Genomic DNA, 24531 nt, shown 5'->3' with positions numbered 1-24531 from the left:
CCATGAATCCCGCACAGGCTGATGCCTACCTCCGCCGGTTGGGCGTCGAGCGTCCCGTGTCGCCCACCTTCGACGTGTTGCGCGAGCTGCAACTGCGGCACCTGATGTCGGTGCCCTTCGAGAACCTCTCGATCCATCTGGGCGAGGACATCGTGCTGGACGAGAACCGGCTGTTCGACAAGGTGGTGAACGCCCGTCGGGGCGGGTTCTGCTACGAACTCAACGGTGTCTTCGGAGCGTTGCTCACGGCACTGGGCTTCGACGTCACGCTGCTCGCGGCGCGGGTGTACGGCGACGAGGACCGGCTCGGCATCCCCTACGACCATCTCGCGCTGCGGGTGCGGACGGCGGACGGCGGCGACTGGCTGGTCGACGTGGGCTTCGGGGCGCACAGTCACCGGCCGCTGGCGATCGGGCAGCGGCAGGAGCAGGAGGATCCGGGCGGTACGTTCCGGGTCGTCGAGGCGGCGCCGGACGCGGCGGGAGCACGAGGTGGCGGGGCGGACGGGGGCCTGGGTGACCTGGACGTGGTCCGGGACGGCGAGCGCCGGTACCGGCTGGAGTTGCGGCCTCGCGTGCTCGGGGACTTCGTCGCCGGGGCCTGGTGGCACAGCACCTCGCCGGAGTCGCACTTCACGCGGTCCCTGGTCTGTTCGCGGGCCATGGAGGACGGCGGGAGGATCACGCTCAGCGGCCGGAGTCTCACGGTGACGGCGCCGGGAGGGGAACGGGAGGTGCGGGAGCTGGGGGCGGACAGCGAGGTGCTCTCCGTGTACCGGGAGCGGTTCGGGATCGAGGTGCCGGGTGTGCCGACGGTACGGGCGTCCGGTGGGGGCGGCTGAGGCCACCGGGGGGTAGCTGGGTGACCGGGGGCGGTTGAGGAGGGCTGGGGGTGGCTGAGGGCGGCTGGAGGGTGACTGGTGGCGGCTGGAGGTGAACTGGGGGGTGCCTGGGGGTGCCTGGGGCGAGCGGATCGGCTCTCGGGGTGGCGGAAGATGTTTCCGTGAACGATGTGAGACATGTGCTGGTGCTGCCTGACCGTGATGCCGCCGAGGACGTGGTGGAGGCGCTGCGGGACCGGTTCGGTATCGGTGAGGAACCGCAGCTCGTACGGGATGCCCTGGCCGGTGAGGACGACGCGGAGGACGCGCAGTGGCTCGTGGTGCTGCGGGACGAGGCGGGACGGCTGGATCCGAAGGAGCTGGACGAGTTCGTGGGGGAGTGGGAGGGGTGGCGGGAGGAGACGTAGCCAGCCAGCCAGCCAGCCAGCGGGAGGGCGGGGCTGGGGGCGGGGTGCGTTGTCAGTGGCTCGTGGGATGCTTTCCGGGATGGCCAAGAAGACCGCACATGACGACCCTCTCGCCCCCGTCACGCTTGCCGTGGGCCAGGAGGACCTCCTGCTCGACCGTGCCGTGCAGGAGGTGGTGGCCGCCGCCCGGGCCGCCGACGCCGACACGGACGTACGAGACCTGACCTCGGACCAGTTGCAGCCGGGCACGCTGGCTGAGCTGACCAGCCCGTCGCTCTTCTCGGAGCGCAAGGTCGTGGTCGTACGCAACGCGCAGGATCTGTCGGCCGACACGGTCAAGGATGTGAAGGCGTACTTCGGGGCGCCCGCGGAGGAGATCACCCTCGTGCTGCTGCACGCGGGGGGAGCCAAGGGCAAGGCGCTGCTCGACGCGGCACGCAAGGCCGGGGCGCGCGAGGTGGCGTGTCCCAAGATGACGAAGCCGGCGGATCGGCTGGCGTTCGTGCGGTCGGAGTTCCGGGTGACGGGGAGGTCGGCCACACCGGAGGCGTGCCAGGCGCTCGTCGACTCGATCGGCAGTGATCTGCGGGAGCTGGCGTCCGCGGTGACTCAGCTTGTCGCGGATGTCGAGGGGACGATCGACGGGGCGGTCGTCGGCCGGTACTACACGGGGCGGGCCGAGGCGTCGAGCTTCGAGGTCGCCGACCGGGCCGTCGAGGGGCGGGCGGCGGAGGCGCTGGAGGCGTTGCGGTGGTCGTTGTCCACCGGGGTGGCGCCGGTGCTGATCACCAGCGCGTTGGCGCAGGGGGTGCGGGCGATCGGGAAGCTGTCCTCCGCGCGGGGTGGTGGGCGGCCGGCGGATCTCGCTCGGGAGCTGGGGATGCCGCCGTGGAAGATCGATCGGGTGCGGCAGCAGATGCGGGGGTGGACTCCGGATGGGGTCGCTGAGGCGTTGCGGGCGGTGGCTGCGGCTGACGCGGGGGTGAAGGGGGGCGGGGATGATCCCGAGTACGCGTTGGAGAAGGCGGTTGTGGTGATTGCCCGGGCGGCTCGGTCTCGGGGGCGCGGGTAGGGGGGTGGGGTTTTTCGCCCCCGCCGCCCTTACCCGTCCCATCCTGTTCCTGGGGGGCTGCGCCCCCAGACCCCCACCGGCCCTGAAGGGGCCTTGTCCTCAAACGCCGGACAAGCTGAAGGTGCGGGCCTGCGCCGAAGAGATGCCGGACGGACTGAGGGCGCGGGCCTGCGTTGGAAGGCACCTGTCGGTGTTCATGCCGAAGGCCCCGGTCGCTGTCCTGGGGAGGACAGTGGCCGGGGCCTTCGGGTCAAGAGTCTTCTGGTGTTGCTGGTGGCTTCACGCCCGCGTGGCGAACGCAGATCGTGCGTGGAGCCGGGGTGCCGGGTGGGAGCGGGAGAGAGGGCCCGCTCTGGTCCTCCGGCGGTTGGATCAGATCAAGGAAAGAGAGGTTCAGCCCTTGAGGGTGGCGACCTTGGAAGCAAGCGCCGACTTCTTGTTGGCGGCCTGGTTCTTGTGGATGACGCCCTTCGAGACGGCCTTGTCGAGCTGACGCGCGGCAGCGCGCTGAGCCTCGGTCGCCTTCGCGACGTCACCCGCGGCAGCGGCCTCGCGGGCCTTGCGGATCGCGGTCTTCAGGGAGGACTTGACGGCCTTGTTGCGCAGCCGGGCCTTCTCGTTGGTCTTGATCCGCTTGATCTGGGACTTGATGTTCGCCACGAATGAGCCTTTTCAGGTTCAGGCGCACGAGGGCATGCCTCACGCGCCGTTTGATTGCTTCTTGGTTTTCACTGCACGTGTGCCTCCTGCTGAGAGGGCATGAGACACAACGGCCCAGGCTACCAGTCGCCCTCGGGACAGCCCAATCCGGCAGCCGGGGCCCGGCGAACCCGCCCAAACCGGTCCCCGCTCCCCACCCGTGGGACCATGGAGCCTACGTATCGATCCGACCCGAGACCGCAGACACTGCGGACGCCTCAAGAATCAGGACCCTGCGTGCCCGCGATCCCTAGCCATGTGCCCGAGCCGAGCCGTACCGACCCGGCGCTGCTCCGCAACTTCTGCATCATCGCGCACATCGACCACGGCAAGTCCACGCTCGCCGACCGGATGCTCCAGCTGACCGGAGTGGTCGACCAGCGGCAGATGCGCGCCCAGTACCTCGACCGCATGGACATCGAGCGCGAGCGCGGCATCACGATCAAGTCCCAGGCGGTGCGTCTGCCATGGGCCCCGACCGACGGTGACGGGGGCGGTCAGGGCAGGACTCACATCCTGAACATGATCGACACCCCGGGACACGTCGACTTCACGTACGAGGTCTCGCGGTCGCTCGCGGCCTGTGAGGGGACCGTTCTCCTCGTCGACGCCGCCCAGGGCATCGAGGCCCAGACCCTCGCCAACCTGTACCTGGCGATGGAGAACGAGCTCACCATCGTCCCGGTGCTGAACAAGATCGACCTGCCGGCCGCCCAGCCGGAGAAGTTCTCCGAGGAGCTCGCCAACCTCATCGGCTGCCAGCCCGAGGACGTGCTCAAGGTCTCGGCGAAGACAGGCGTCGGCGTGGACGCGCTCCTGAACCGGGTCGTCCGCGACGTCCCGGCCCCGGTCGGCGTCAAGGACGCCCCCGCCCGCGCGATGATCTTCGACTCGGTCTACGACTCCTACCGGGGCGTGGTCACGTACGTCCGTGTCATCGACGGCCAGCTCAACAAGCGCGAGCGCATCAAGATGATGTCGACCGGCGCCACCCATGAGCTCCTCGAGATCGGCGTCTCGTCCCCCGAGATGACCTCGGCCGACGGCATCGGCGTCGGCGAGGTGGGCTACATCATCACCGGTGTGAAGGACGTCCGTCAGTCCAAGGTCGGTGACACCATCACCAGCAAGGAGAAGGGTGCCACCGAGGCCCTCGGCGGGTACAAGGACCCCAAGCCGATGGTCTTCTCCGGCCTCTACCCGCTGGACGGCTCGGACTACCCCGACCTGCGCGAGGCGCTGGACAAGCTCCAGCTCAACGACGCCGCCCTGGTCTACGAGCCGGAGACCTCCGCGGCCCTCGGTTTCGGCTTCCGCGTCGGCTTCCTCGGCCTGCTGCACCTCGATGTCATCCGTGAGCGCCTGGAGCGCGAGTTCAACCTCGAACTCATCGCCACCGCGCCCAACGTGGTCTACCGCGTGATCATGGAGGACGGGAAGGAGCACACGGTCACCAACCCGAGCGAGTTCCCCGAGGGCAAGATCGACAAGGTCTTCGAGCCGGTCGTCCGGGCCACGATCCTCGCTCCCAGCGAGTTCATCGGCTCGATCATGGAGCTCTGCCAGACCCGCCGCGGCACCCTTCTCGGCATGGACTACCTCTCCGAGGACCGGGTCGAGATCCGTTACACGCTCCCTCTCGCGGAGATCGTCTTCGACTTCTTCGACAACCTGAAGTCCAAGACCCGTGGCTACGCCTCCCTGGACTACGAGCCCACCGGAGAGCAGGACGCCCAGCTGGTGAAGGTCGACATCCTGCTGCACGGCGACCGTGTCGACGCCTTCTCCGCCGTCACCCACAAGGACGCGGCCTACGCGTACGGCGTACGGCTCGTCGCCAAGCTGCGCGAGCTGATCCCGCGCCAGGCCTTCGAGATCCCCATCCAGGCCGCCATCGGGTCGCGGGTCATCGCCCGCGAGACCATCCGCGCGATCCGCAAGGACGTTCTCGCCAAGTGTTACGGCGGTGACATCTCGCGTAAGCGGAAGCTGCTGGAGAAGCAGAAGGAGGGCAAGAAGCGGATGAAGATGGTGGGCTCCGTGGAGGTTCCGCAGGAAGCCTTCATCGCCGTCCTGTCGAGCGACGAGAACGCGGGGTCGGGCAAGGGCAAGAAGTAGCCGACGCCGACCCGTGGGAATCGGGAGAACGGGGGCTCGCCGCGCAAGAACGCGGCGGGCCCCCTTCGTGTGCGTACCGTCGGCCCTGTAGGAAACGAACAGCCGCTCTCTGTAGGAAGTGACAGGCCGTCGCCCCTTACGCGCCGGGCGGTCGCCCCTTACTCTGATCTCTGCTCGGTAGTTACTCGCGAGTCACTCAGGTTCGCCTCGTGATGTGCAGGTCGGTCCCACCCTGCTGACCTGCTTCTCTGCTGGGGGTCCGGGGGTCGTCCCCCGGGAAGACGCAGTAACAACAGCCGCAAATGAGCCAGCCGCCGCACTGCCGCGGGCCCCGGAGGATGTCGTGAGCGACACACAGACCTTGATCGAGAACCGCCCGCCGTCCGTCGCCGGTCTTTTCCTGGATCGCGTGGCCGCCACGCCGGACGCGGAGGCCTACCGCTACCCGGTGCCCCCGGCCGCCGGTGAGGGCCCCGACGACTGGAAGTCGCTGACCTGGGCGCAGGCCGCGGAACGGGTCTACGCCATCGCCGCCGGCCTCATCGACCTGGGCGTACAGCCGGAGCAGCGCGTCGCGCTCGCCTCCGCCACCCGCGTCGAGTGGATCCTCGGTGACCTGGGCATCATGTGCGCCGGCGCCGCCACGACCACGGTGTATCCGCAGACCAACGCCGACGAGTCGGCCTTCATCCTCGCCGACTCCGCCAGCAAGGTGCTGATCGCCGAGGACGCGGCCCAGCTCGCCAAGGCGCAGGCGAAGCGCGCCGACCTCCCCGAACTCACCCATGTCGTGGTCATCGACCCGGCCGGCGTCGAGAGCGGCGAGGGGGTGCTCACCCTCGCCGAGCTGGAGCAGCGGGGTGCCGCGTACCTGGAGGAGCACCCGAACCTGATCAAGGAGCGGGTCGGGGCCATCACGAAGGACCAGCTCGCGACCCTCATCTACACGTCCGGTACGACGGGCCGCCCCAAGGGTGTCCGCCTGCCCCACGACAACTGGGCGTACATGGCGAAGGCGACCGCCGCGACCGGGCTGATCAGCGCCGACGACGTGCAGTACCTGTGGCTGCCGCTCGCGCATGTCTTCGGCAAGGTGCTCACCTCCGGCCAGATCGAGGTCGGGCACGTCACCGCCGTCGACGGCCGGGTCGACAAGATCATCGAGAATCTGCCGGTCGTCGAGCCGACGTACATGGCCGCTGTGCCGCGCATCTTCGAGAAGGTCTACAACGGGGTCGCGGCCAAGGCGCGGGCCGGTGGCGGCGCCAAGTACAAGATCTTCCAGTGGGCCTCCGAGGTCGCCCGCGAGCACGCCAAGGTCAGCCAGGACAACTTCCGACGCACCGGCACCGCCTCCGTGCCCTTCGGTCTCGCCGCGAAGCACAAGGTCGCCGACGCGCTCGTCTTCTCGAAGATCCGCGAGGCCTTCGGCGGCAACCTGCGTGCCTGTGTCTCCGGATCGGCCGCCCTCGCCCCCGAGATCGGCTTCTTCTTCTCCGGCGTCGGCATCCACATCCTGGAGGGCTACGGCCTCACCGAGTCCTCCGCCGCCTCCTTCGTCAACCCCGGCGAGGCCTACCGCACCGGCACGGTCGGCAAGCCGCTGCCCGGCACGGAGGTGCGCATCGCGGACGACGGCGAGATCCTGCTGCGCGGGCCCGGGATCATGGAGGGCTACCACGGGCTGCCCGAGAAGACCGCCGAGGTACTGGAGTCCGACGGCTGGTTCCACACCGGTGACATCGGCGAGCTGTCGCCCGACGGGTATCTGCGCATCACCGACCGCAAGAAGGACCTCATCAAGACGTCCGGCGGCAAGTACATCGCGCCCGCCGAGGTCGAGGGACAGTTCAAGGCGGTCTGCCCCTACGTGTCCAACATCCTGGTCCACGGCGCCGACCGGAACTTCTGCACGGCCCTCATCGCGCTCGACGAACCGTCGATCCTGAGCTGGGCGAAGGACAACGGGCTCGACGGGAAGTCGTACGCGGAGGTGGTGGCCGCGCCGGGGACGGTGGCTCTCATCGAGGGGTACGTCAAGGAGCTCAACGGGGGGCTTCAGCGGTGGCAGACCATCAAGAAGTTCCGCTTGCTGCCGCGGGATCTCGATGTTGAGCACGGGGAGATCACGCCGAGCCTGAAGTTGAAGCGGCCGGTTGTCGAGCGGGAGTACAAGCATCTGATCGACGAGATGTATGCGGGGTCTCGGGAGGCGTAAAGGGGGGTGGGGCGCGGGGGACTCGGTGCGGGTGCGGGTGCGGGTGCCCGTGCGGGTGCGCGTGCGTTGTGGCTTGTCGCGCAGTTCCCCGCGCCCCTTGGGCTGGGACTCGCGGCCCTTGTTCAGCAGTTGGTGGAGTTCTCGGAGCTGCCTCAGTAGCGCCTCGGTGGCCGGAGGGTTTCCCGGGCCACCTATGTGGTCACCAGGGCGATGTCATGGACCTTGGCGCGTCCACCGAGCCGCCCCGCCGTACCGGCCTCGCGCCTGACCCGGGTCAGCTCGCCGGTGAACGACGACAACTGGTCGACCATCTTGTTCACGGCCCCGGCCGCACCGGGGCTCGCCGTACGCGCTGCACCTCGGAGTTGAAGTGCAATGCACATCGCGGTCCACGATCTGAATTGCGAAGTCACCTTCCCGGGCCGCTGTCGTCGCGGTGACCAGTGGACGTAGACCGGATGCTCGAATCTGTCCGTCTTCGAGCACTTGCGTAGCACTGTTCTCACTCATGGCTGCCCACTTCGGTAACTCGGCGCTTATGGGCGTGGCCGGTCTGTCACTCTGTCCGCGTCCGCTGAGGTGTATTCGTACGATCTGCTCGGGAGCTGCTGATGGGGGCCATTCCGACGCAACGGGAGACCGTGCCCCGTGCGCCGTCCCGTGCGCCCGGCGCGCCCGCGCGTCGGGGTGTGAACCGGCGTGCGGTGGCCCACGCCACGCTCGGCGGTGGCCCTCTCGCGCCCGGCGCCGCCCGCGGCCTCGTCCGCGCGGCACTCGCCGAATGGGCTCAACTCGGCCTGTCCGGCGCCGCGTCGCTGCCCGACCGGCTCATCGACGACGCCATGGTGGTCGTCAGCGAACTCGTCACCAACGCCGTCGTCCACGCGGGGACGGACGTGGAGCTGCAGTGCCGCCTGGAGACGCCGGGGGAGCGGGACGAGCTGGGTGAGTCGGAGGGGGACGGGCGGGAAGAAGAAGGCGAGAAGGGTGGGCAAGGGGAGGGGATGAGCGGCGTCGCGCTCGTCGTCGAGGTGTCCGATCACCATCCCTCCCGCGCACCCCGGGACGGCGGTGTCGAACTCCCGTACGACATGCCGGAGTACGGGCGTGGTCTGCGCCTCGTCTCCGCACTCTCCGAGGCCTGGGGGGTCACCTACCGCACCGGCGTCAAGACCGTCTGGGCGCGGCTCCCCGCCGACGGCATGACGGTCGACGACGACCTCGACCCGTACGCCGGTACCCAGGTGCTCGGGCAGGGGTTACGGGTCGCCGAGTTCCTCGCCCCCGAGCCGCACCGCGACCCGCACGACGAGGAGTGGCTCAATCACGGCGCCCTCTCGTTCCTCGCAGAGGCCTCCGACCTGCTCGCCGGACAGCTCGACGAGGACCTCGTCGCCGCGCTCACCGGACAGCTCCTCGTGCCGCGCCTCGCCGACTGGTGCGCGGTGTGGGTGGAGGACGAGTCCATGGGGCGCGGGAGCTGGGGCGACGGAGGCGGAGGCGGGGATGTGGACGGTGGGTACACCGGGCCCGGGCCGCGGCTCGCCGGGGTCTGGCACGGCAGCGAGGACCGTATCGAGGAGCTGCGCCGCGCCCTGGAGAAGGACCCACCGCGCCCGCCCGACACCACCAGAACCGGGCCGGTCACCGTGCCCTGGCCCGGCGAGGCGCTCGGCGGGCACGAGGAGACCGGCGCCGCGCTCGCCTACCGGCTGGTCGCGGGCGGCCGGCCGCTGGGCACGCTGGTCATCGGGCGGGCCGGGACGATCCGCTTCCCCGACGAGGTCACCGGCCTGGTCGAGGATCTCAGCCGCCGCGTGGCCCTCGCCATCGGCGCCGCCCGCCAGTACGCCCGCCAGGCAACCATCAGCCGCATCCTCCAGCGCGGGCTGCTGCCCGGCGCCGTCGCCGAGATCCCCGGCGTCAGCAGCGCCCTCGTCTACGAACCCTGCGACAAGGGGGGCCCCAGCGGCGATTTCTACGACCTCTTCCCGGCCGGCGACGGCCGCTGGTGCTTCGCCGTGGGCGACGTCCAGGGCAAGGGTCCGGAAGCCGCCGTGGTGATCGGCCTCGCCCGCCCATGGCTTCGGCTGCTCGCCCGCGAGGGCTATCGGGTCGCCGATGTCCTCGACCGCCTCAACCAGCTGCTCCTCGACGACGCCACGGAGACGGCGGACGCGGCGGCCCGCGCGCTGGTCGCGGCGGACGGACGGCCCGCGCCACCGGTGGGTTCGGGGGGCGCGGTGGGTTCTGTGGGATCGGGGGGCTCCGCCGATCCCGCCGTCCCGGCCGCGGTGCGGCCGGGCGAGGGCCCGCAGACCCGTTTCCTCTCCCTCCTCTACGGCGAGCTCGCGCCCTTCGACGGGGGCGTGCGCTGCACTCTCGCCTCGGCCGGGCATCCGCTGCCGCTGGTGCTCCGGGCGGGCGGTGAGGTCCTTACGGCCGCTGAACCGCAGACCCTGCTCGGGGTCGTCGAGGACGAGACGTACACGAGCGGAAGCTTCGAGCTGTGGCCGGGCGACAGCCTGCTGTGCGTCACCGACGGGGTCACCGAGCGGCGCTGCGGGCCCCGCCAGTTCGACGACGGCGACGGGCTGGCGAGCGCCCTCGCCGGCTGCGCCGGGCTGGACGCCCAGCTGATCGCGGAACGTATCCGGCGACTCGTGCACGAGTTCGGGGAGAAGCCGCCGGAGGACGATCTGGCGCTGCTGGTGTTGCAGACCGACTGACGTGCCTGGCTGACGCGTGCGACTCACGCGTCTGGCTGACGCGCCCGGCTGGCGCGTCCGATCGACGCCGTCCGACGACGCCGTCCGACTGACGCCGTCCGATCGACGCGTGCGACCGACGCCCGGATGGCGCCCCGGCGATGCCCAGGTCATCGGGTGGGGCGGGTCGGCGCGGCGGTGCTGGACAATGGAAGGCATGCCCTCCGCACTCCCCGACGGCGAACCCGTCCCCGACGACGGCGCCCTGCCCGCCCCCGCGCTCGCCGGGGCCGCGGACCGTCCCCTCGGGTTCTACCTCCACGTCCCGTACTGCGCGACCCGCTGCGGCTACTGCGACTTCAACACCTACACGGCGACCGAGCTGCGCGGCACGGGCGGTGTCCTGGCCTCCCGCGACAACTACGCGGACACGCTCATCGACGAGGTCCGGCTCGCGCGGAAGGTGCTGGGCGACGACCCCCGCGAGGTCCGCACGGTGTTCGTGGGAGGCGGTACGCCGACTCTCCTGGCCGCCGACGATCTCGTACGGATGCTGCGCTCGATCCGTGACGAGTTCGGCCTCGCGGCGGACGCGGAGGTGACGACGGAGGCGAACCCGGAGTCGGTGGACGAGCGGTATCTGGCCACCCTCCGCGAGGGCGGCTTCAACCGGATCTCGTTCGGGATGCAGAGCGCGAAGCAGCACGTGCTGAAGGTGCTGGACCGTACCCACACGCCGGGGCGGCCCGAGGCGTGTGTCGCGGAGGCGTGGACGGTGGGGTTCGACCATGTGAACCTCGACCTGATCTACGGCACGCCCGGCGAGTCGGACGACGACTGGCGGGCCTCGCTGGAGGCGGTTCTCGGGGCGGGGCCGGACCATGTGAGCGCCTATGCGCTGATCGTGGAGGAGGGTACGCAGCTGGCTCGGCGTATCCGCCGGGGCGAGGTGCCGATGACCGACGACGACGTGCACGCGGACCGGTATCTGATCGCCGACGAGGTGCTGGGGGCGGCGGGCTACGACTGGTACGAGGTGTCCAACTGGGCGACTTCGGAGGCGGCCCGGTGCCTGCACAACGAGCTGTACTGGCGCGGCGCCGACTGGTGGGGCGCGGGGCCGGGGGCCCACAGCCATGTGGGGGGCGTGCGGTGGTGGAACGTGAAGCATCCGGGGGCGTACGCCGGGGCGCTGGCGGCGGGGCGGTCGCCGGGGGCGGGGCGTGAGGTGCTGTCGGAGGAGGACCGGCGGGTCGAGCGGATTCTGCTGGAGCTGAGGTTGCGGGAGGGGGTGCCGTTGGCGCTGCTGCGGGGTGCCGGGCTGGCGGCTGCGGGGCGGGCGTTGGGGGAGGGGTTGCTGGAGGCGGGGCCCTATGGGGAGGGGCGGGCGGTGTTGACGTTGCGGGGGCGGTTGTTGGCGGATGCGGTGGTTCGGGATCTGGTGGACTGAAGGGGGCCTGGGTTGTTTCGCCCCCGCCGCCCTTACCCGTCCCATCCCGTTCCTGGGGGCTGCGCCCCCAGACCCCCCTCCGGCCCTGAACGGGCCTTGTCCTCAAACGTCGGACGGGCTGGAAATGCGGGCCTGCGCTGGGAGGGTGCCGGACGGGCTGGAAATGCGGGCCCGCGCTGGGAAGGTGCCGGACGGGCTGAAGGCGCGGGCCTGCGCTGGGAGGGTGCGGCCTGGGCTGCGAAGCGGTGGGGGGAAAGAAGCTCGGGTTGAACGCGTGCTCACGTGTCCGACGGTGCTGTGACGAAGTCGATCAGTTCCTCCACTCGGCCCAGCAGCTCCGGTTCCAGGTCCTTGTACGTCCGGACCCGGGCCAGGATCGCCTGCCATACCGCGCCCGTGTTCTCCGGCCAGCCCAGTTCCCGGCACACCCCCGTCTTCCAGTCCCGGCCGTGTGGGATCCGGGGCCAGCCGGGGATGCCCAGTGACGCGGGCTTCACCGCCTCCCACACGTCGATGTACGGGTGCCCGACCACCAGTGCGTGTTCGCTGGTCACCGACCGTGCGATCCGGAACTCCTTGGTGCCCGGGACCAGGTGGTCCACCAGGATGCCCAGGCGGGCGTCCGGGCCAGGGGCGAACTCGGTCACGATCGCGGGGAGGTCGTCGATGCCCCCCAAGTACTCGACGACCACGCCCTCGACGCGCAGGTCGTCTCCCCACACCTTCTCGACCAGTTCGGCGTCGTGCCGGCCCTCCACGTAGATCCGCCCCGCCCGGGCCACCCGCGCGCGGGCACCGGGAACCGCCATCGAACCGGAAGCGGTGCGGGACGGACGTACCGAAGCCGCTGTCGGAGACGTCGACGGCGGCCCGGTGGGGCGGACCAGGGTCACCACCTTGCCCTCCAGCAGGAAGCCGCTCGGCTCCAGCGGGAACACCCGGTGTTTGCCGAAGCGGTCCTCCAGGGTGACCGTGCCCGCCTCGCAGCGGATCACCGCGCCGCAGAAGCCCGTACCCGGCTCCTCGACCACCAGGCCGGGGTCCGCCGGGACCTGCGGCACGGGCTTGGGCTTCTTCCACGGTGGGGTCAGGTCCGGAGAGTACTGGCGCATTCGGATGACGATAGGAGAAGCGGTCTTGCCGTCAGGCCACCGGCTCCCGCGACACGCCGAAACGCCTTGCCAGGGCGTCCCGTTGGGCCCGTACGAACGCCGCGTCCACCACCGCGCCGTGGCCGGGTACGTACAGCGCGTCCTCGCCGCCCAGGGCGAGGACGCGGTCCAGGGCCGTCGGCCAGTGCGACGGTACGGCGTCGGGGCCCGCCTGGGGGTCGCCCGACTCCTCGACCAGGTCGCCGCAGAAGACGACCGTCGGGTCGCTGTCGCTGTTGCCGGGTACGACGATCACCAGGTCGCTGCTGGTGTGGCCCGGGCCCACGTTCCACAGGGCGACTTCCGGGCCGCCGTCGCCCAGCTCGACGGTGAGGCTCCTTCGGACCTCCTGGCGCGGAACGACCAAGGTGTCCGCCGCCTCCTCCGCCGTACGGGCGTCCAGACCGTTGCGTACCGCGTCCGCGCACAACGCCTCGCGCCCCGATCTCCCGAATTCGCTTCCCGAACCGTCCGCGCCCCCTGCCGCCAGGACGTGCGCACCCGCGAATGCCGCCGCCCCGAAAACATGATCGAAATGGGGGTGCGTGAGTGCGAGGAAGTCCACACGGCGCCCGGCGAGCGACTGGGCCTCCAGGCGCAGTCTCGCGCCCTCCGCGAGACTCGATCCGGCGTCGACGAGCAGCGCGCCGCCCGGCCCGGTCACCAGCCCCACCGTGCAGTCCCACCCCGGCAGCCTGCACCGCCCCACCCCGGCCGCCAGCCGCTCCCAGCCCAGGCCGCCCCACCCAGGCTCTTCCCAAGTCACCTTCATACGGCGACGCTAGCCCGAGGACGCCGAAGCGGCGGGCCTGAGCAGGTCGCCGAGGACACGACATCGCAGGACAGGTCGGTACAGGTCGGCAGGTCGGTGTGGGCCGCCCTTGCCGGGGGCGTACCCGACAGCCGTACACTGGGCCGGGGAAGTCTGGCACTCGGACACGAAGAGTGCCAGGGAAGGTCAATGGAGAGCCGAAGAGCCGTGCAGGTCGGTGCGGAAGCCCGGTTACCGGGGTAGGCCTCAGGGGACGACAGCTGGAGGTGTGCGCATGCTCAGTGAACGCAGGCTCGAAGTGCTGCGCGCCATCGTCCAGGACTATGTCGGCACCGAGGAGCCGGTCGGGTCCAAGGCGCTCACCGAGCGGCACAACCTCGGGGTCTCACCGGCGACCGTCCGCAACGACATGGCGGTGCTGGAGGACGAGGGCTTCATCGCCCAGCCCCACACCAGCGCCGGGCGCATCCCGACCGACAAGGGCTACCGGCTCTTCGTCGACAAGCTCGCCGGCGTCAAGCCGATGACCGCGCCAGAGCGGCGTGCCATCCAGAACTTCCTGGACGGCGCCGTCGATCTCGACGACGTGGTCGGGCGGACCGTTCGGTTGCTCGCCCAGCTGACGCGGCAGGTCGCCGTCGTGCAGTATCCGTCGCTCACCCGCTCGACCGTGCGGCACGTGGAGCTGCTCTCGCTCGCTCCCGCGCGCGTGATGCTCGTGCTGATCACGGACACGGGCCGGGTGGAGCAGCGGATGATCGACTGCCGGGTGCCCTTCGGGGAGACGGCACTGGCGGATCTGCGCGCGCGGCTCAACAGCAGGGTCGCGGGCCGCCGGTTCGCGGATGTGCCGCAGCTCGTGCAGGATCTCCCGGACGCCTTCGAGGGGGAGGACCGGGGTACGGTCGCGACGGTGCTCTCCACCCTTCTGGAGACGCTCGTCGAAGAGACCGAGGAGCGGCTGATGATTGGCGGAACGCCCAATCTGACCCGCTTCGGACATGACTTTCCCCTCACTATCCGACCCGTTCTGGAAGCCCTGGAGGAACAGGTCGTACTTCTCAAACTCCTTGGTGAGGCCGGGGATTCGAGCATGACCGTACGAATCGGTCACGAGAACAAATACGAGGGACTCAACTCCACGTCCGTCGTGTCGGTCGGCTACGGTTCGGGCGGCGAGGCAGTGGCCAAGCTCGGCGTGGTCGGACCGACCCGCATGGACTACCCGGGAACGATGGGAGCGGTACGCGCAGTGGCACGGTACGTCGGACAGATCCTGGCGGAGTCCTAAAGTGGCCACGGACTACTACGCCGTACTCGGCGTGCGCCGCGACGCGTCCCAGGACGAGATCAAGAAGGCGTTCAGGAGGCTCGCCCGCGAGCTGCACCCGGACGTCAACCCCGATCCGAAGACGCAGGAGCGGTTCAAGGAGATCAACGCCGCGTACGAGGTGTTGTCGGACCCGCAGAAGAAGCAGGTCTACGACCTCGGCGGCGACCCCCTCTCGCAGGCGGGCGGCGGAGGCGCGGGCGGCTTCGGCGCCGGTGGCTTCGGGAACTTCTCGGACATCATGGACGCGTTCTTCGGAACGGCGTCCCAGCGGGGGCCGAGGTCGCGTACGCGGCGCGGCCAGGACGCGATGATCCGGCTCGACATCGAGCTGGACGAGGCCGCCTTCGGGACGACCAAGGACATCCAGGTCGACACGGCCGTGGTGTGCGCCACCTGCAGTGGTGAGGGTGCGGCGCCGGGGACCTCCGCCCAGACCTGCGACATGTGTCGCGGCCGGGGTGAGGTGTCCCAGGTGACGCGGTCCTTCCTGGGCCAGGTCATGACGTCCCGGCCCTGCCCGCAGTGCCAGGGGTTCGGGACGGTCGTTCCGACCCCGTGCCCCGAGTGCGCCGGTGACGGGCGGGTGCGGTCGCGGCGGACGCTGACCGTGAAGATTCCCGCGGGTGTCGACAACGGTACGAGGATCCAGCTCGCCGGTGAGGGTGAGGTGGGGCCCGGTGGTGGCCCTGCCGGTGACCTGTACGTCGAGATCCATGAGCTGCCGCACTCGCAGTTCCAGCGGCGCGGGGACGATCTGCACTGCACGGTGACTCTTCCGATGACGGCGGCGTCGCTGGGCACGAAGGTGCCGCTGGAGACGCTCGACGGGCTGGAGGAGGTCGACATCCGTCCGGGCACGCAGTCCGGGCAGTCGATTCCGCTGCACGGGCGGGGTGTCACGCACCTGCGGGGCGGGGGGCGCGGTGACCTCATCGTCCATGTCGAGGTCATGACCCCGTCGAAGCTCGATCCCGAGCAGGAGCGGTTGCTGCGGGAGCTGGCGCTGCTGCGGGGTGAGGAGCGGCCCACGGGGCAGTTCCAGCCCGGGCAGCAGGGGCTGTTCTCGCGGTTGAAGGACGCGTTCAACGGACGCTGATGGTTGGGCGCGGGGCGTCCGGGGGCTACGCCCCCGGGCCCCCTACGGCCTGATTCGGGACTTGTGCCGAGGACGTGACAACATGCCGTCATGTCCTCCGCACTGACCGATCTCTTCCCTCACCCGATCGTGCAGGCGCCCATGGCGGGCGGCGTTTCCCTCCCGCAGCTCGCCGGTGCCGTCGCCGACGCGGGCGGGCTCGGGTTCCTCGCCGCCGGGTACAAGACCGCGGACGGCATGTACCAGGAGATCAAGCAGCTGCGCGGGCTCACCGGACGCCCCTTCGGCGTGAACCTCTTCATGCCGCAGCCCGAGTATCCCGGTGCAAGCACCGGCTCCACCGGAGCGGCTGAAGCCGCGCCCCCTTATAGCGCCGCCGTCGAGGTCTACGCCCATCAGCTCGCCGGTGAGGCCACCTGGTACGACACCGAGCTGGGCGACCCGGACAGCGGACGTGACGACGGCTACGACGCCAAGCTCGCCGTCCTCCTCGACAACCCGGTCCCGGTCGTCTCCTTCCACTTCGGGGTGCCCAGCAGCGACGTACTGGACTCCCTCCGCCGCGCGGGCACGCTCACCCTGGTCACCGCGACCACCGCCGACGAGGCCCTCGCCGTACAGCGGGCCGGGGCCGACGCCGTGATCGTGCAGGGCGTCGAGGCCGGCGGCCATCAGGGCACCCATCGTGACAACGCCGAGGCGGACGGGTCCGCAGTCGGGCTGCTCTCCCTCATCGCCCAGGTCCGCGAGACCGTCGACCTTCCCCTCGTCGCCGCCGGCGGGATCATGCGCGGCAGCCAGATCGCCGCCGTCCTCGCCGCGGGCGCGAGCGCCGCCCAGCTCGGCACCGCCTTCCTCGCCACCCCCGAGTCCGGCGCCCACGCCCTGCACAAGCAGGCGCTGACCAACCCGCTCTTCGTCCGTACGGAGCTGACGCGCGCGTTCTCCGGCCGGCCCGCCCGGGGTCTGGTGAACCGTTTCCTGCGCGAGCACGGCCCCTACGCGCCCGCCGCCTACCCCGAGGTCCACCACCTCACCTCGCCCGTCCGCAAGAAGGCCGCCGCGGCCGGCGACGCGCAGGGTATGGCGCTCTGGGCGGGACAGGGGCACAGGATGGCCCGTGAGCTTCCGGCGGGGGAGCTGGTGAGGGTGCTGGTGGACGAGATCGAGTCCGCGCGGGACGCGTTGCTGGGCGGGGGCGAGCGTTCGTGACCGCTCCCGTGTTCGTCGTCGAGCGGTTGCCCGATGTCCGCCAGTACGTCCTTGACGGGCCCGAAGGACGCCACGCCGTCTCCGTGAAGCGGCTGAAGGCCGGTGAGACCGTCGTCCTCACCGACGGCGCCGGGCGCTGGGCCGAGGGCGAGGTCGTCGCCGCCGAGGGCAAGGACCAACTGGTGCTGCGGCTCGGGTCGGTCGTCGAGGAAGCCGCCCAGTCTCCTCGTATCACCGTCGTCCAGGCTCTTCCCAAGGGTGACCGGGGCGAGTTGGCCGTCGAGACGATGACCGAGACCGGTGTCGACGCCATCGTTCCCTGGGCCGCCTCGCGGTGCGTCACGCAGTGGCGGGGGGATCGTGGGCTGAAGGCGCTCGCCAAGTGGCGTGCCACCGCCCGGGAATCCGGCAAGCAGTCGCGCCGGGTGCGGTTCCCGGAGGTCGCGGACGCCGCGTCGAGCAAGCAGGTCGCCGCGCTGCTCGCCGAAGCCGACTTCGCCGCCGTACTGCACGAGGACCGTGAGTACGGCAGCGCCGCGCTGGCGACCGCCGAACTCCCCTCCACCGGAGACATCGTGCTGGTCGTCGGGCCCGAAGGCGGCGTCTGCCCCGAGGAGTTGGCCCTCTTCGAGGCGGCGGGGGCGAAGGCGTACCGGCTCGGGGCCAGTGTGCTGCGTACCTCCACCGCCGGAACCGCCGCGACGGCACTGCTGCTCGGCCGCACCGGACGCTGGTCCTAGGGTCCTGGTCCTTGGGTGCGGAGGCCTGAGGCCTGTCCGTATCCGCTCTTCCGTGTCGGCGACCGCGGTGGCAGGCTGCCTTCCATGGGGGCTTTGAGGCGGATTTGGCATCGGCCGAGCAGACACCGCAGGGTGGTCGCGGTGGCCGGACTCGTGGTGGCCGTCGGGGGTGGTGTCGTCGCCTGCGATCCCGGTGGGCTCAGCTCAGCCACCGTCGCCTTCACCACCGACGGGACGGCGACCAAGGAGCTGGAGCGGCGGCACGTCGACGTCCAGTGGCTCACCTGCACGGCCTCGGTCGGCGGCGGCAACGGTAACGGCAACAAGGCGTCCGCGTCCGGGAGTTCGCCCTCGCCGAGCGAGGCCACTGTCGCCGACGTCGACTGCCGGGGCAAGACAAGGGACGGCAAGGACATCACCGTCACCGGCAAGGTGACGCGCGCGGTCGACGGCAGGTGCGTACGCGGGAACCTCACCGCCAAGGTCGACGGCAAGCAGCGGTTCCGCGTCGGCGGCCTCGGCAACTGCGACGCGCCCAGTACGCCGACGCGCACCCCGCCCGCCACCTGGCGGCCGCCGGACAACGGGCGGCCCGCGCCGACCGTGACCGTCACCGTGACGAGGACCATCTGGTGCCAGAAGAACCCGAACTGCATGCCTGTAGAAGGCAAGTGAGAAGGCAAGTGAGAAGGTAGACGAGACGGGCAACAGCGTGTTCGGGCCGTGGTGGATTGCTTATGAAGTGGTCCAAGCCCCTGTCAGGGGGCGTGATCGTTGCCTAGGGTGATCGGGTGACTCAGCCCTCTTCGCCTGCGTATCTCCGGTTTCCGCATCTGCACGGCGACTCGGTCGCCTTCACCGCCGAGGACGACGTCTGGGTCGCCCCGCTCGACGGCGGCCGGGCCTGGCGCGTCAGCGCCGACAACGTGCCGGTGAACCATCCCCGAATCTCCCCCGACGGCACCCGTCTCGCCTGGACCTCCACCCGCGACGGCGCACCCGAGGTGTATGTCGCCCCGATCGACGGCGGATCCACCAAACGGCTGACCTACTGGGGCAGTTGGAAGACCCAGGTGCGCGGCTGGACCCCGGACGGTCGGGTCCTCGCCATCAGTACCCAGGGGCAGGCCAGCCTGCGCCGCTCCTGGGCCAGGGCCGTGCCGCTCGACGGCGGACCGGCAACTGTCCTGCCGTACGGGCCCGTTGGCGATGTCGCCCAGGGGCCGGCGACCGTTCTTCTCTCCGCTCCCATGGGACGCGAGGCCGCCTGGTGGAAGCGCTACCGGGGCGGTACGGCGGGCAAGCTGTGGATCGACAGGGACGGCCAAGAGGGCGAAAGCGCCGGAGAGTTCGTCCGGCTCCATGCCGACCTGGACGGGAACCTGGAGTACCCGGTGTGGGTCGGGGAGCGCATCGCGTTCCTATCCGACCACGAAGGAGTCGGGGCGCTGTACTCGTCCCTGGCCGACGGCTCCGACCTGCGACGGCACACCCCGGGTGGGGGCACCTCCCGTTCGAGCGAAGCCGAGAATGGGGGAGGCTTCTACGCCCGGCACGCCGCGAGCGACGGCAACCGTGTCGTCTACTCCTCCGCCGGTGAACTGTGGCTCCTCGACGACCTGGACGGGGCCGAGCCGCGACGGCTCGACATCCGGCTCGGCGGGCAGCGCGCCGATCTCCAGCCCCATCCCGTGAGCGCCTCCCGCTGGTTCGGGTCCGCAGCACCCGACCACACCGGGCGCGGCAGCGCCATCGGCGTGCGCGGCTCCGTGCACTGGGTCACCCACCGGTCCGGCCCGGCCCGGGTGCTCGCCTCCGGACACGGCGTACGGGCCCGGCTGCCCCGCGCCTTCCGCGTGGACGGCGAGGAATGGGCCGTGTGGGTGACGGACGCGGAGGGCGACGACGCACTGGAGTTCGCCCCGGCGACCGGCACCGCACCGGGGGCCACACCGCGCAGGCTCGCCGCCGGCCAGCTCGGCCGGGTCCTCGGCCTGGCCATGGCGCCCGACGGGAGCCGGGCCGCCGTCGCCTCGCACGACGGGCGCGTGCTGCTCGTCGAGCGCGAGTCGGGGGAGGTCCGCGAGGTCGACAGCAGCGGCGACGGTGACGCGTCCGGGCTCGTCTTCTCGCCCGACTCCGCCTGGCTCGCCTGGTCCCACCCCGGGCCGAACCCGCTGCGTCAGCTCAAGCTCGCCAACACCACCGACCTGTCGGTGACCGAGGCGACTCCGCTGCGGTTCCGGGACTACTCACCCGCGTTCACCGCCGACGGCAAGCACCTGGTGTTCCTGTCGGCGCGGTCCTTCGACCCCGTCTACGACGAGCACGTTTTCGACCTGGCCTTCGTCGGCGGCTCGCGCCCCCACCTCATCACCCTCGCCGCGACCACGCCCTCGCCCTTCGGGCCGCAGCGGCACGGGCGGCCCTTCGAGGCGCCGGACAAGGACGAGACCCCCGACAGCGAGGGGGCCCCGGCGACCCGTATCGACCTCGACGGGTTGGCCGACCGTATCGTCCCGTTCCCGGTCGAGGCCGCCCGCTACTCCAACCTGCGGGCCGCCAAGGACGGTGTGCTGTGGCTGCGCCACCCCGTGCGCGGAGTCCTCGGCGCCTCCCGGGCCACCCCGGACGACCCCGACCCGAAGACCGAGCTGGAGAGGTACGACCTCGCCCAGACGCGCATCGAGCACCTCGCCGGGGACGCCGACCACTTCGCCGTCAGCGGCGACGGCAAACGGGTCCTGCTGTGGACCGACGGCAAGCTGAAGGTCGTACCCAGCGACCGGCGCGCCTCGAACGACGACGAGAGCGACACCAACATCACCGTCGACCTGTCGCGCGTACGGCAGAGCGTGGACCCGGTCGTCGAATGGCGGCAGATGTACGCCGAGAACGGCCGCATCATGCGCGACAACTTCTGGCGCGCGGACATGAACGGCACCGACTGGGACGGCGTCCTCGACCGCTACCGGCCCCTCCTCGAACGCGTCGCCACCCATGACGACCTCGTCGACCTGCTCTGGGAGGTCCAGGGCGAGTTGGGCACCTCGCACGCCTACGTCACCCCGCGCGGCGGGCACGGCAGCGGTGAGCGGCAGGGCCTCCTGGGCGCCGACATCTCCCGCCACGAGGACGGCCCCCAGGACACCCCTCTCTGGCGCGTCGACCGCATCCTGCCCGCCGAGACCTCCGACCCCGACGGCGTCTCCCCGCTCGCCGCACCCGGCGTCGCGGTACGCCCGGGCGACGCCATCGTGGCGGTCGCCGGACAGCCCGTCGACCCGGTGACCGGGCCCGGCCCCCTGCTGGTCGGTACGGCGGGCAAGCCCATCGAGCTGACCGTCTCGCCGTCCGGCGGCGGCGACGCGCGGCACGTGATCGTCGTACCCCTCTCGGACGAGGAACCGCTGCGCTACCACGCATGGGTCAACGACCGGCGGGCGTACGTCGCCGAGAAGTCCGGCGGGCGGCTCGGCTATCTGCACGTGCCCGACATGCAGGCGCCCGGCTGGGCCCAGATCCACCGCGACCTGCGGATCGAGGTCGCGAAGGAGGGCTTGATCGTCGACGTCCGCGAGAACCGGGGCGGCCACACGTCCCAGCTGGTCGTGGAGAAGCTGGCACGCCGGATCGCCGGCTGGAACCTGCCGCGCGGGCTACGTCCGTACAGCTATCCGGAGGACGCGCCGCGCGGGCCCGTCGTCGCCGTCGCCAACGAGTTCTCCGGCTCGGACGGTGACATCGTCAACGCGGCGATCAAGGCGCTGGGCATCGGCCCGGTGGTCGGCACGCGGACGTGGGGCGGCGTCATCGGCATCGACAACCGCTACCAGCTGGTCGACGGAACCCGGGTCACACAGCCCAAGTACGCGTTCTGGCTGGAGGGTTACGGCTGGGGGGTCGAGAACCACGGCGTCGATCCCGACGTGGAGGTCGTGCAGACTCCGCAGGATTATGCGGCGGGCCGGGATGTCCAGCTGGACGAGGCGATCCGGCTGGCGTTGGAGTCGCTGGAGGAGCGGCCGGCGAAGAGGGCGCCGGGGTTGCCGGAGCTGTAGAGGGTGTTGGGCTGAAGAGCCCGATTGCGGGAGGCGGCCGTCTCCGCGACTTGGAGAGGGCCGCCTCGGCACGAATGCAGCAGCTAGAGGCGGCTGATTGTGGTCACGGCGACGACGACCGTTACGACCCACACGATCATGAGCGCCGCAGTGAAGGCGCCCGCCTTTAGTCGCTTCCGTCGCACCTGCGACCAACTTGATTCGGAGCCAATGGAGTTCACGTTGCGGTGCCCTTCAACAGAGTGAGGGCGGGGCGGTGGCAGCCACAGTCGCACACCAGATAGTGGAGCCCTTGTACGCCGCTCTCACGAAGCTCGCCGTCCCGGCACTGGTCATGGGTGCCGATTGCGCAGCAGCCGGACACATAAGGGGGTTCCGGCGTCCAGGCTGGTTCGTGGGCGTTGCTCACTTGGCCGTCTCCCGTTCGTTGTTGGGCGCGGGGTGGAGCGGAATCACGTACCAGGTGCGGCCCCGCACATCTCGGTGGTCCCCGGCGTGCCCCTTCGCGAGCACGCAAGCGCCGCTCTCGCTGAAGATCGGTGCGTGGTACAGCAGGGAGGCGCGGACCGTTCCGCACGTGTCTGTGTTCGTCTGCGCCGACGTCAATGGATCCCACCCGAGACCGGGGTCGTACGAAGGTTTCGGGTGTCGAGGTCGAGGCGGAAGTGGGCTGCCAGCACGAGCACGCGCCGCCGCCTCCACTGCGCTACGTGTTCTCGCGACGTCCAGTAGGGCCGCACCCGCGCGGTGCGGGGTGCCGTGATCATCTCTGGGGCCCAGTCATCGAGAGCGGGCAGGTATGGCCGTGACAGACGGGATGCCGAACCGTCCAGAGCTCCCTTGTCCGTGCTGTACGGCGATCGGAGCTGGGCCCGTACTCGTGCTGCCTGGAGAACATGGCTTTCTACGTTGCTGCGGGTCACGAGAGTTCGATCTCGTTCCGAAGTTGCTTGTCGTCGCCTGCCAGTGGCTGGAAGCACCCGGCACAACAGGGGCAGCAACGCCCCGATCAATACAGCCGCGCTACGCTCGCGCATGTCGTCAACCTTCCAGGGTTGGTGGCCATGCCCCGGGGGTCCTGACCGACCCGCCGGGGTCTTCTTGCGGCATCTGACTGTACGCCAACTTGGTACGTCTTGGTACGTCTCTACTCGCGCTATCACGACCTATGCTGGCCTGAGTTGACCTCTTACGCTCCAACCATGATCGAGATTGATCGGGAGAGCATTACCCCGATGTACTTGCAGCTGGCATCAGCCTTGCGTGAGCGCATCCGACGCGGCGTCATTCCGGTCGGCCGTCGGATCCCCTCTCACTACGAGTTGGAGCAGGAGACGGGCGGTGTGGTGAGCCGCCGCACTATCAAGTCGGCCATCGATGCACTTGTGGCCGAGGGGATCGTTCAGGGCGTTCAAGGCAAGGGGGTGTTTGTCATCGCGACACCGGAGGAGACCCAATCCGCCGATGAGGGTGGGCGGCGAGACCAATGACTGACGCCTCGGACGGCCTGGTGGTCCGGGAGTAGCAGCACTCCAGCCGTGAGCGGTTGCGTGTTTTGCTCTTGAGGAGCTATGAGGTAATTGCGGTACTGGGCGAACACTCGGTTGGGGCTCGCGGTGCTAAGTGGGCGCTGCTTGGCGATCGCAACTGCGTCCAGGCGCCGTGCTTTCTCGTGCTCCAGTGTGCTGATGAGTGTGTCGCGGAAGGGCCTGTGCGGCGATGGCGCTGCAGGCGATTCTCGTGACCGTGACGGCGGTTGGGAGTGTTGCCCGGGCTGCTTGATGCAGAATTATTGTTGGCCGACACCGAGGTCGTTCAGGATGCTCGTCTGGAGGACGAGGACATCAGCGACGACACGGCAGGCGACGCGATCACCACGCTGCTCGGAGACTGGGACGCCACGGATACCGCCCTCGCCCAGGGCACGACGATCACCGATCGTTCCGAATACATCCGCCCCATGACCCTGAACGGCACGACTCTGGCCATCGACCCGGACACGGCCGACAACGCGGACCTGGGACTCCCCACCCGTCAGGTGATGAGCCTGAACGGAACGAGCTCCTACGCCACGACCGACGGCCCCCTGGTCGACGACACGGGCTCCTTCACCGCAACGGCTTGGGTCCGGCTCGACGCCACCAAGCTGTCCGACACCGCCAAGGCCTACTCGCTCCAGGTCTTTGGTCAGCCGGGAGCCACCCAATCTTCCTGGGGGCTGTGGTACGAGCAGCCGGCAGGGGCGAGCACCGGCAAGTGGAAGTTCGGCCGTCCCAGCAAAGACGGCACTGGAGCCACCTGGACCACTCAGGACTCGGCGGTCGCACAGAAGAACACGTGGGTCCGGCTGACTGTCGTGTACGACGCGCAGTACGCCAGTGATGACGACGCGGACTCCACGAAGCGCGGCGCGATCCTGCTCTACGTCGACAGCGGCCGGGTGGCCAGCGAGGACGGCAGCGCCTACATCGCCCCATGGCAGGGGGCAGGAAAGTTCGAAGTGGGACGTGGCCGGATCGACGGCGCCACATCTCGCTACTTCCCTGGCCATATCGCCAACGTACGGGTCTGGGCCGGGGCGATGGACGGCAGCACGATCGGCGACTTCTACAACGCCGAGCAGTGACCACCACCGGTGTGCGGGCAGATGCC

At 70.2% G+C, this 24531-nt stretch carries 19 protein-coding genes; 15 read left to right on the top strand and 4 right to left on the bottom strand.

All coding sequences use genetic code 11. The features are described 5' to 3' along the window. The first annotated feature begins 2 nt into the window (after positions 1-2). The 3 genes from QA861_RS39210 (at position 3) to holA (ending at position 2321) form a co-directional block, all read left to right on the top strand. Positions 3-842: an arylamine N-acetyltransferase family protein gene (locus tag QA861_RS39210; protein ID WP_334593593.1), complete on the top strand. Its 840-nt coding sequence runs from the start codon at positions 3-5 to the stop codon at positions 840-842. A gap of 161 nt (positions 843-1003) precedes the next feature. Further along, positions 1004-1249: a hypothetical protein gene (locus QA861_RS39205; protein WP_334593592.1), complete on the top strand. Its 246-nt coding sequence runs from the start codon at positions 1004-1006 to the stop codon at positions 1247-1249. Positions 1250-1328: 79 nt separating this feature from the next. Then, on the top strand, positions 1329-2321 hold the full coding sequence (gene holA, locus QA861_RS39200; protein ID WP_334593591.1) for a DNA polymerase III subunit delta: 993 nt from the start codon (positions 1329-1331) through the stop codon (positions 2319-2321). Between the two features lie 393 nt (positions 2322-2714). Here the strand turns inward: holA and rpsT are convergent, their stop codons facing one another. After that, positions 2715-2981 (bottom strand): 30S ribosomal protein S20, encoded by a 267-nt coding sequence (rpsT, locus tag QA861_RS39195; RefSeq protein ID WP_006377997.1) that lies wholly within the window; start codon positions 2979-2981, stop codon positions 2715-2717. 276 nt (positions 2982-3257) lie between these two features. Here rpsT and lepA point away from each other — a divergent pair, with 276 nt between their 5' ends. Then, positions 3258-5138, top strand: coding sequence for a translation elongation factor 4 (lepA, locus tag QA861_RS39190; RefSeq protein WP_334593590.1), 1881 nt, complete (start codon positions 3258-3260; stop codon positions 5136-5138). A 343-nt stretch (positions 5139-5481) separates the two neighbouring features. Beyond that, on the top strand, positions 5482-7356 hold the full coding sequence (locus QA861_RS39185) for an AMP-dependent synthetase/ligase (RefSeq protein ID WP_334593589.1): 1875 nt from the start codon (positions 5482-5484) through the stop codon (positions 7354-7356). Positions 7357-7547: 191 nt separating this feature from the next. Here the strand turns inward: QA861_RS39185 and QA861_RS47320 are convergent, their stop codons facing one another. Beyond that, positions 7548-7676, bottom strand: coding sequence for a hypothetical protein (locus tag QA861_RS47320; RefSeq protein ID WP_443041700.1), 129 nt, complete (start codon positions 7674-7676; stop codon positions 7548-7550). A gap of 291 nt (positions 7677-7967) precedes the next feature. Here QA861_RS47320 and QA861_RS39175 point away from each other — a divergent pair, with 291 nt between their 5' ends. Together QA861_RS39175 and hemW are read left to right on the top strand one after the other, a co-directional pair. Further along, entirely contained in the window at positions 7968-10085 is a 2118-nt protein-coding gene (locus QA861_RS39175) for a SpoIIE family protein phosphatase (RefSeq protein ID WP_334593587.1), read from the top strand. A 196-nt stretch (positions 10086-10281) separates the two neighbouring features. Continuing rightward, positions 10282-11514, top strand: a complete 1233-nt coding sequence (hemW, locus tag QA861_RS39170) for a radical SAM family heme chaperone HemW (RefSeq protein WP_334593586.1) — start codon at positions 10282-10284, stop codon at positions 11512-11514. 278 nt (positions 11515-11792) lie between these two features. Here hemW and QA861_RS39165 read toward each other — a convergent pair whose 3' ends face one another. Together QA861_RS39165 and QA861_RS39160 are read right to left on the bottom strand one after the other, a co-directional pair. Further along, a complete protein-coding gene (locus tag QA861_RS39165; protein WP_334593584.1) occupies positions 11793-12626 on the bottom strand; it encodes a DUF3097 domain-containing protein in 834 nt (277 codons plus the stop codon). Between the two features lie 31 nt (positions 12627-12657). Further along, a complete protein-coding gene (locus tag QA861_RS39160; RefSeq protein ID WP_334593583.1) occupies positions 12658-13437 on the bottom strand; it encodes an MBL fold metallo-hydrolase in 780 nt (259 codons plus the stop codon). A gap of 274 nt (positions 13438-13711) precedes the next feature. Here QA861_RS39160 and hrcA point away from each other — a divergent pair, with 274 nt between their 5' ends. From hrcA to QA861_RS39120, 8 genes are all read left to right on the top strand, one after another. Then, positions 13712-14728 carry a heat-inducible transcriptional repressor HrcA gene (hrcA, locus tag QA861_RS39155; RefSeq protein ID WP_334593582.1) on the top strand — a complete coding sequence of 339 codons (1017 nt, stop codon included), beginning with the start codon at positions 13712-13714 and terminating at the stop codon, positions 14726-14728. Between the two features lies 1 nt (position 14729). Beyond that, positions 14730-15866, top strand: a complete 1137-nt coding sequence (gene dnaJ / locus QA861_RS39150; protein ID WP_006376132.1) for a molecular chaperone DnaJ — start codon at positions 14730-14732, stop codon at positions 15864-15866. Positions 15867-15956: 90 nt separating this feature from the next. Further along, complete coding sequence (locus QA861_RS39145) at positions 15957-17078, top strand: nitronate monooxygenase (protein WP_334593581.1); 1122 nt, start codon at positions 15957-15959, stop codon at positions 17076-17078. Beyond that, entirely contained in the window at positions 17075-17818 is a 744-nt protein-coding gene (locus QA861_RS39140) for a 16S rRNA (uracil(1498)-N(3))-methyltransferase (RefSeq protein ID WP_334593580.1), read from the top strand. Before QA861_RS39145 ends, QA861_RS39140 begins: the two co-directional genes overlap by 4 nt. Positions 17819-17902: 84 nt before the next feature. Then, positions 17903-18493, top strand: coding sequence for a hypothetical protein (locus QA861_RS39135; RefSeq protein ID WP_334593579.1), 591 nt, complete (start codon positions 17903-17905; stop codon positions 18491-18493). Between the two features lie 116 nt (positions 18494-18609). Then, positions 18610-21879 carry a S41 family peptidase gene (locus tag QA861_RS39130; RefSeq protein WP_334593578.1) on the top strand — a complete coding sequence of 1090 codons (3270 nt, stop codon included), beginning with the start codon at positions 18610-18612 and terminating at the stop codon, positions 21877-21879. A gap of 1202 nt (positions 21880-23081) precedes the next feature. Continuing rightward, complete coding sequence (locus tag QA861_RS39125; protein WP_044472098.1) at positions 23082-23369, top strand: GntR family transcriptional regulator; 288 nt, start codon at positions 23082-23084, stop codon at positions 23367-23369. Between the two features lie 305 nt (positions 23370-23674). Beyond that, positions 23675-24505 carry a LamG-like jellyroll fold domain-containing protein gene (locus QA861_RS39120; protein ID WP_334593577.1) on the top strand — a complete coding sequence of 277 codons (831 nt, stop codon included), beginning with the start codon at positions 23675-23677 and terminating at the stop codon, positions 24503-24505. Positions 24506-24531: the final 26 nt, after the last annotated feature.

The sequence above is a fragment of the Streptomyces sp. B21-083 genome, from assembly GCF_036898825.1.
Lineage (GTDB): Bacteria > Actinomycetota > Actinomycetes > Streptomycetales > Streptomycetaceae > Streptomyces.
The sequence above is the reverse complement of the archived record's forward strand: the minus strand, read 5'-3'. Positions and strand labels throughout refer to the sequence as shown.

Excerpts from the sequence above, each read along its gene's own strand:
- QA861_RS39210 (WP_334593593.1), top strand. The coding sequence starts at position 3 with ATGAATCCCGCACAGGCTGATGCCTACCTCCGCCGGTTGGGCGTCGAG.
- holA (WP_334593591.1), top strand. The coding sequence starts at position 1,329 with ATGGCCAAGAAGACCGCACATGACGACCCTCTCGCCCCCGTCACGCTT.
- QA861_RS39175 (WP_334593587.1), top strand. The coding sequence starts at position 7,968 with ATGGGGGCCATTCCGACGCAACGGGAGACCGTGCCCCGTGCGCCGTCC.
- hemW (WP_334593586.1), top strand. The coding sequence starts at position 10,282 with ATGCCCTCCGCACTCCCCGACGGCGAACCCGTCCCCGACGACGGCGCC.
- QA861_RS39165 (WP_334593584.1), bottom strand. The coding sequence starts at position 12,626 with ATGCGCCAGTACTCTCCGGACCTGACCCCACCGTGGAAGAAGCCCAAG.
- QA861_RS39160 (WP_334593583.1), bottom strand. The coding sequence starts at position 13,437 with ATGAAGGTGACTTGGGAAGAGCCTGGGTGGGGCGGCCTGGGCTGGGAG.
- hrcA (WP_334593582.1), top strand. The coding sequence starts at position 13,712 with ATGCTCAGTGAACGCAGGCTCGAAGTGCTGCGCGCCATCGTCCAGGAC.
- QA861_RS39145 (WP_334593581.1), top strand. The coding sequence starts at position 15,957 with ATGTCCTCCGCACTGACCGATCTCTTCCCTCACCCGATCGTGCAGGCG.
- QA861_RS39135 (WP_334593579.1), top strand. The coding sequence starts at position 17,903 with ATGGGGGCTTTGAGGCGGATTTGGCATCGGCCGAGCAGACACCGCAGG.
- QA861_RS39125 (WP_044472098.1), top strand. The coding sequence starts at position 23,082 with ATGATCGAGATTGATCGGGAGAGCATTACCCCGATGTACTTGCAGCTG.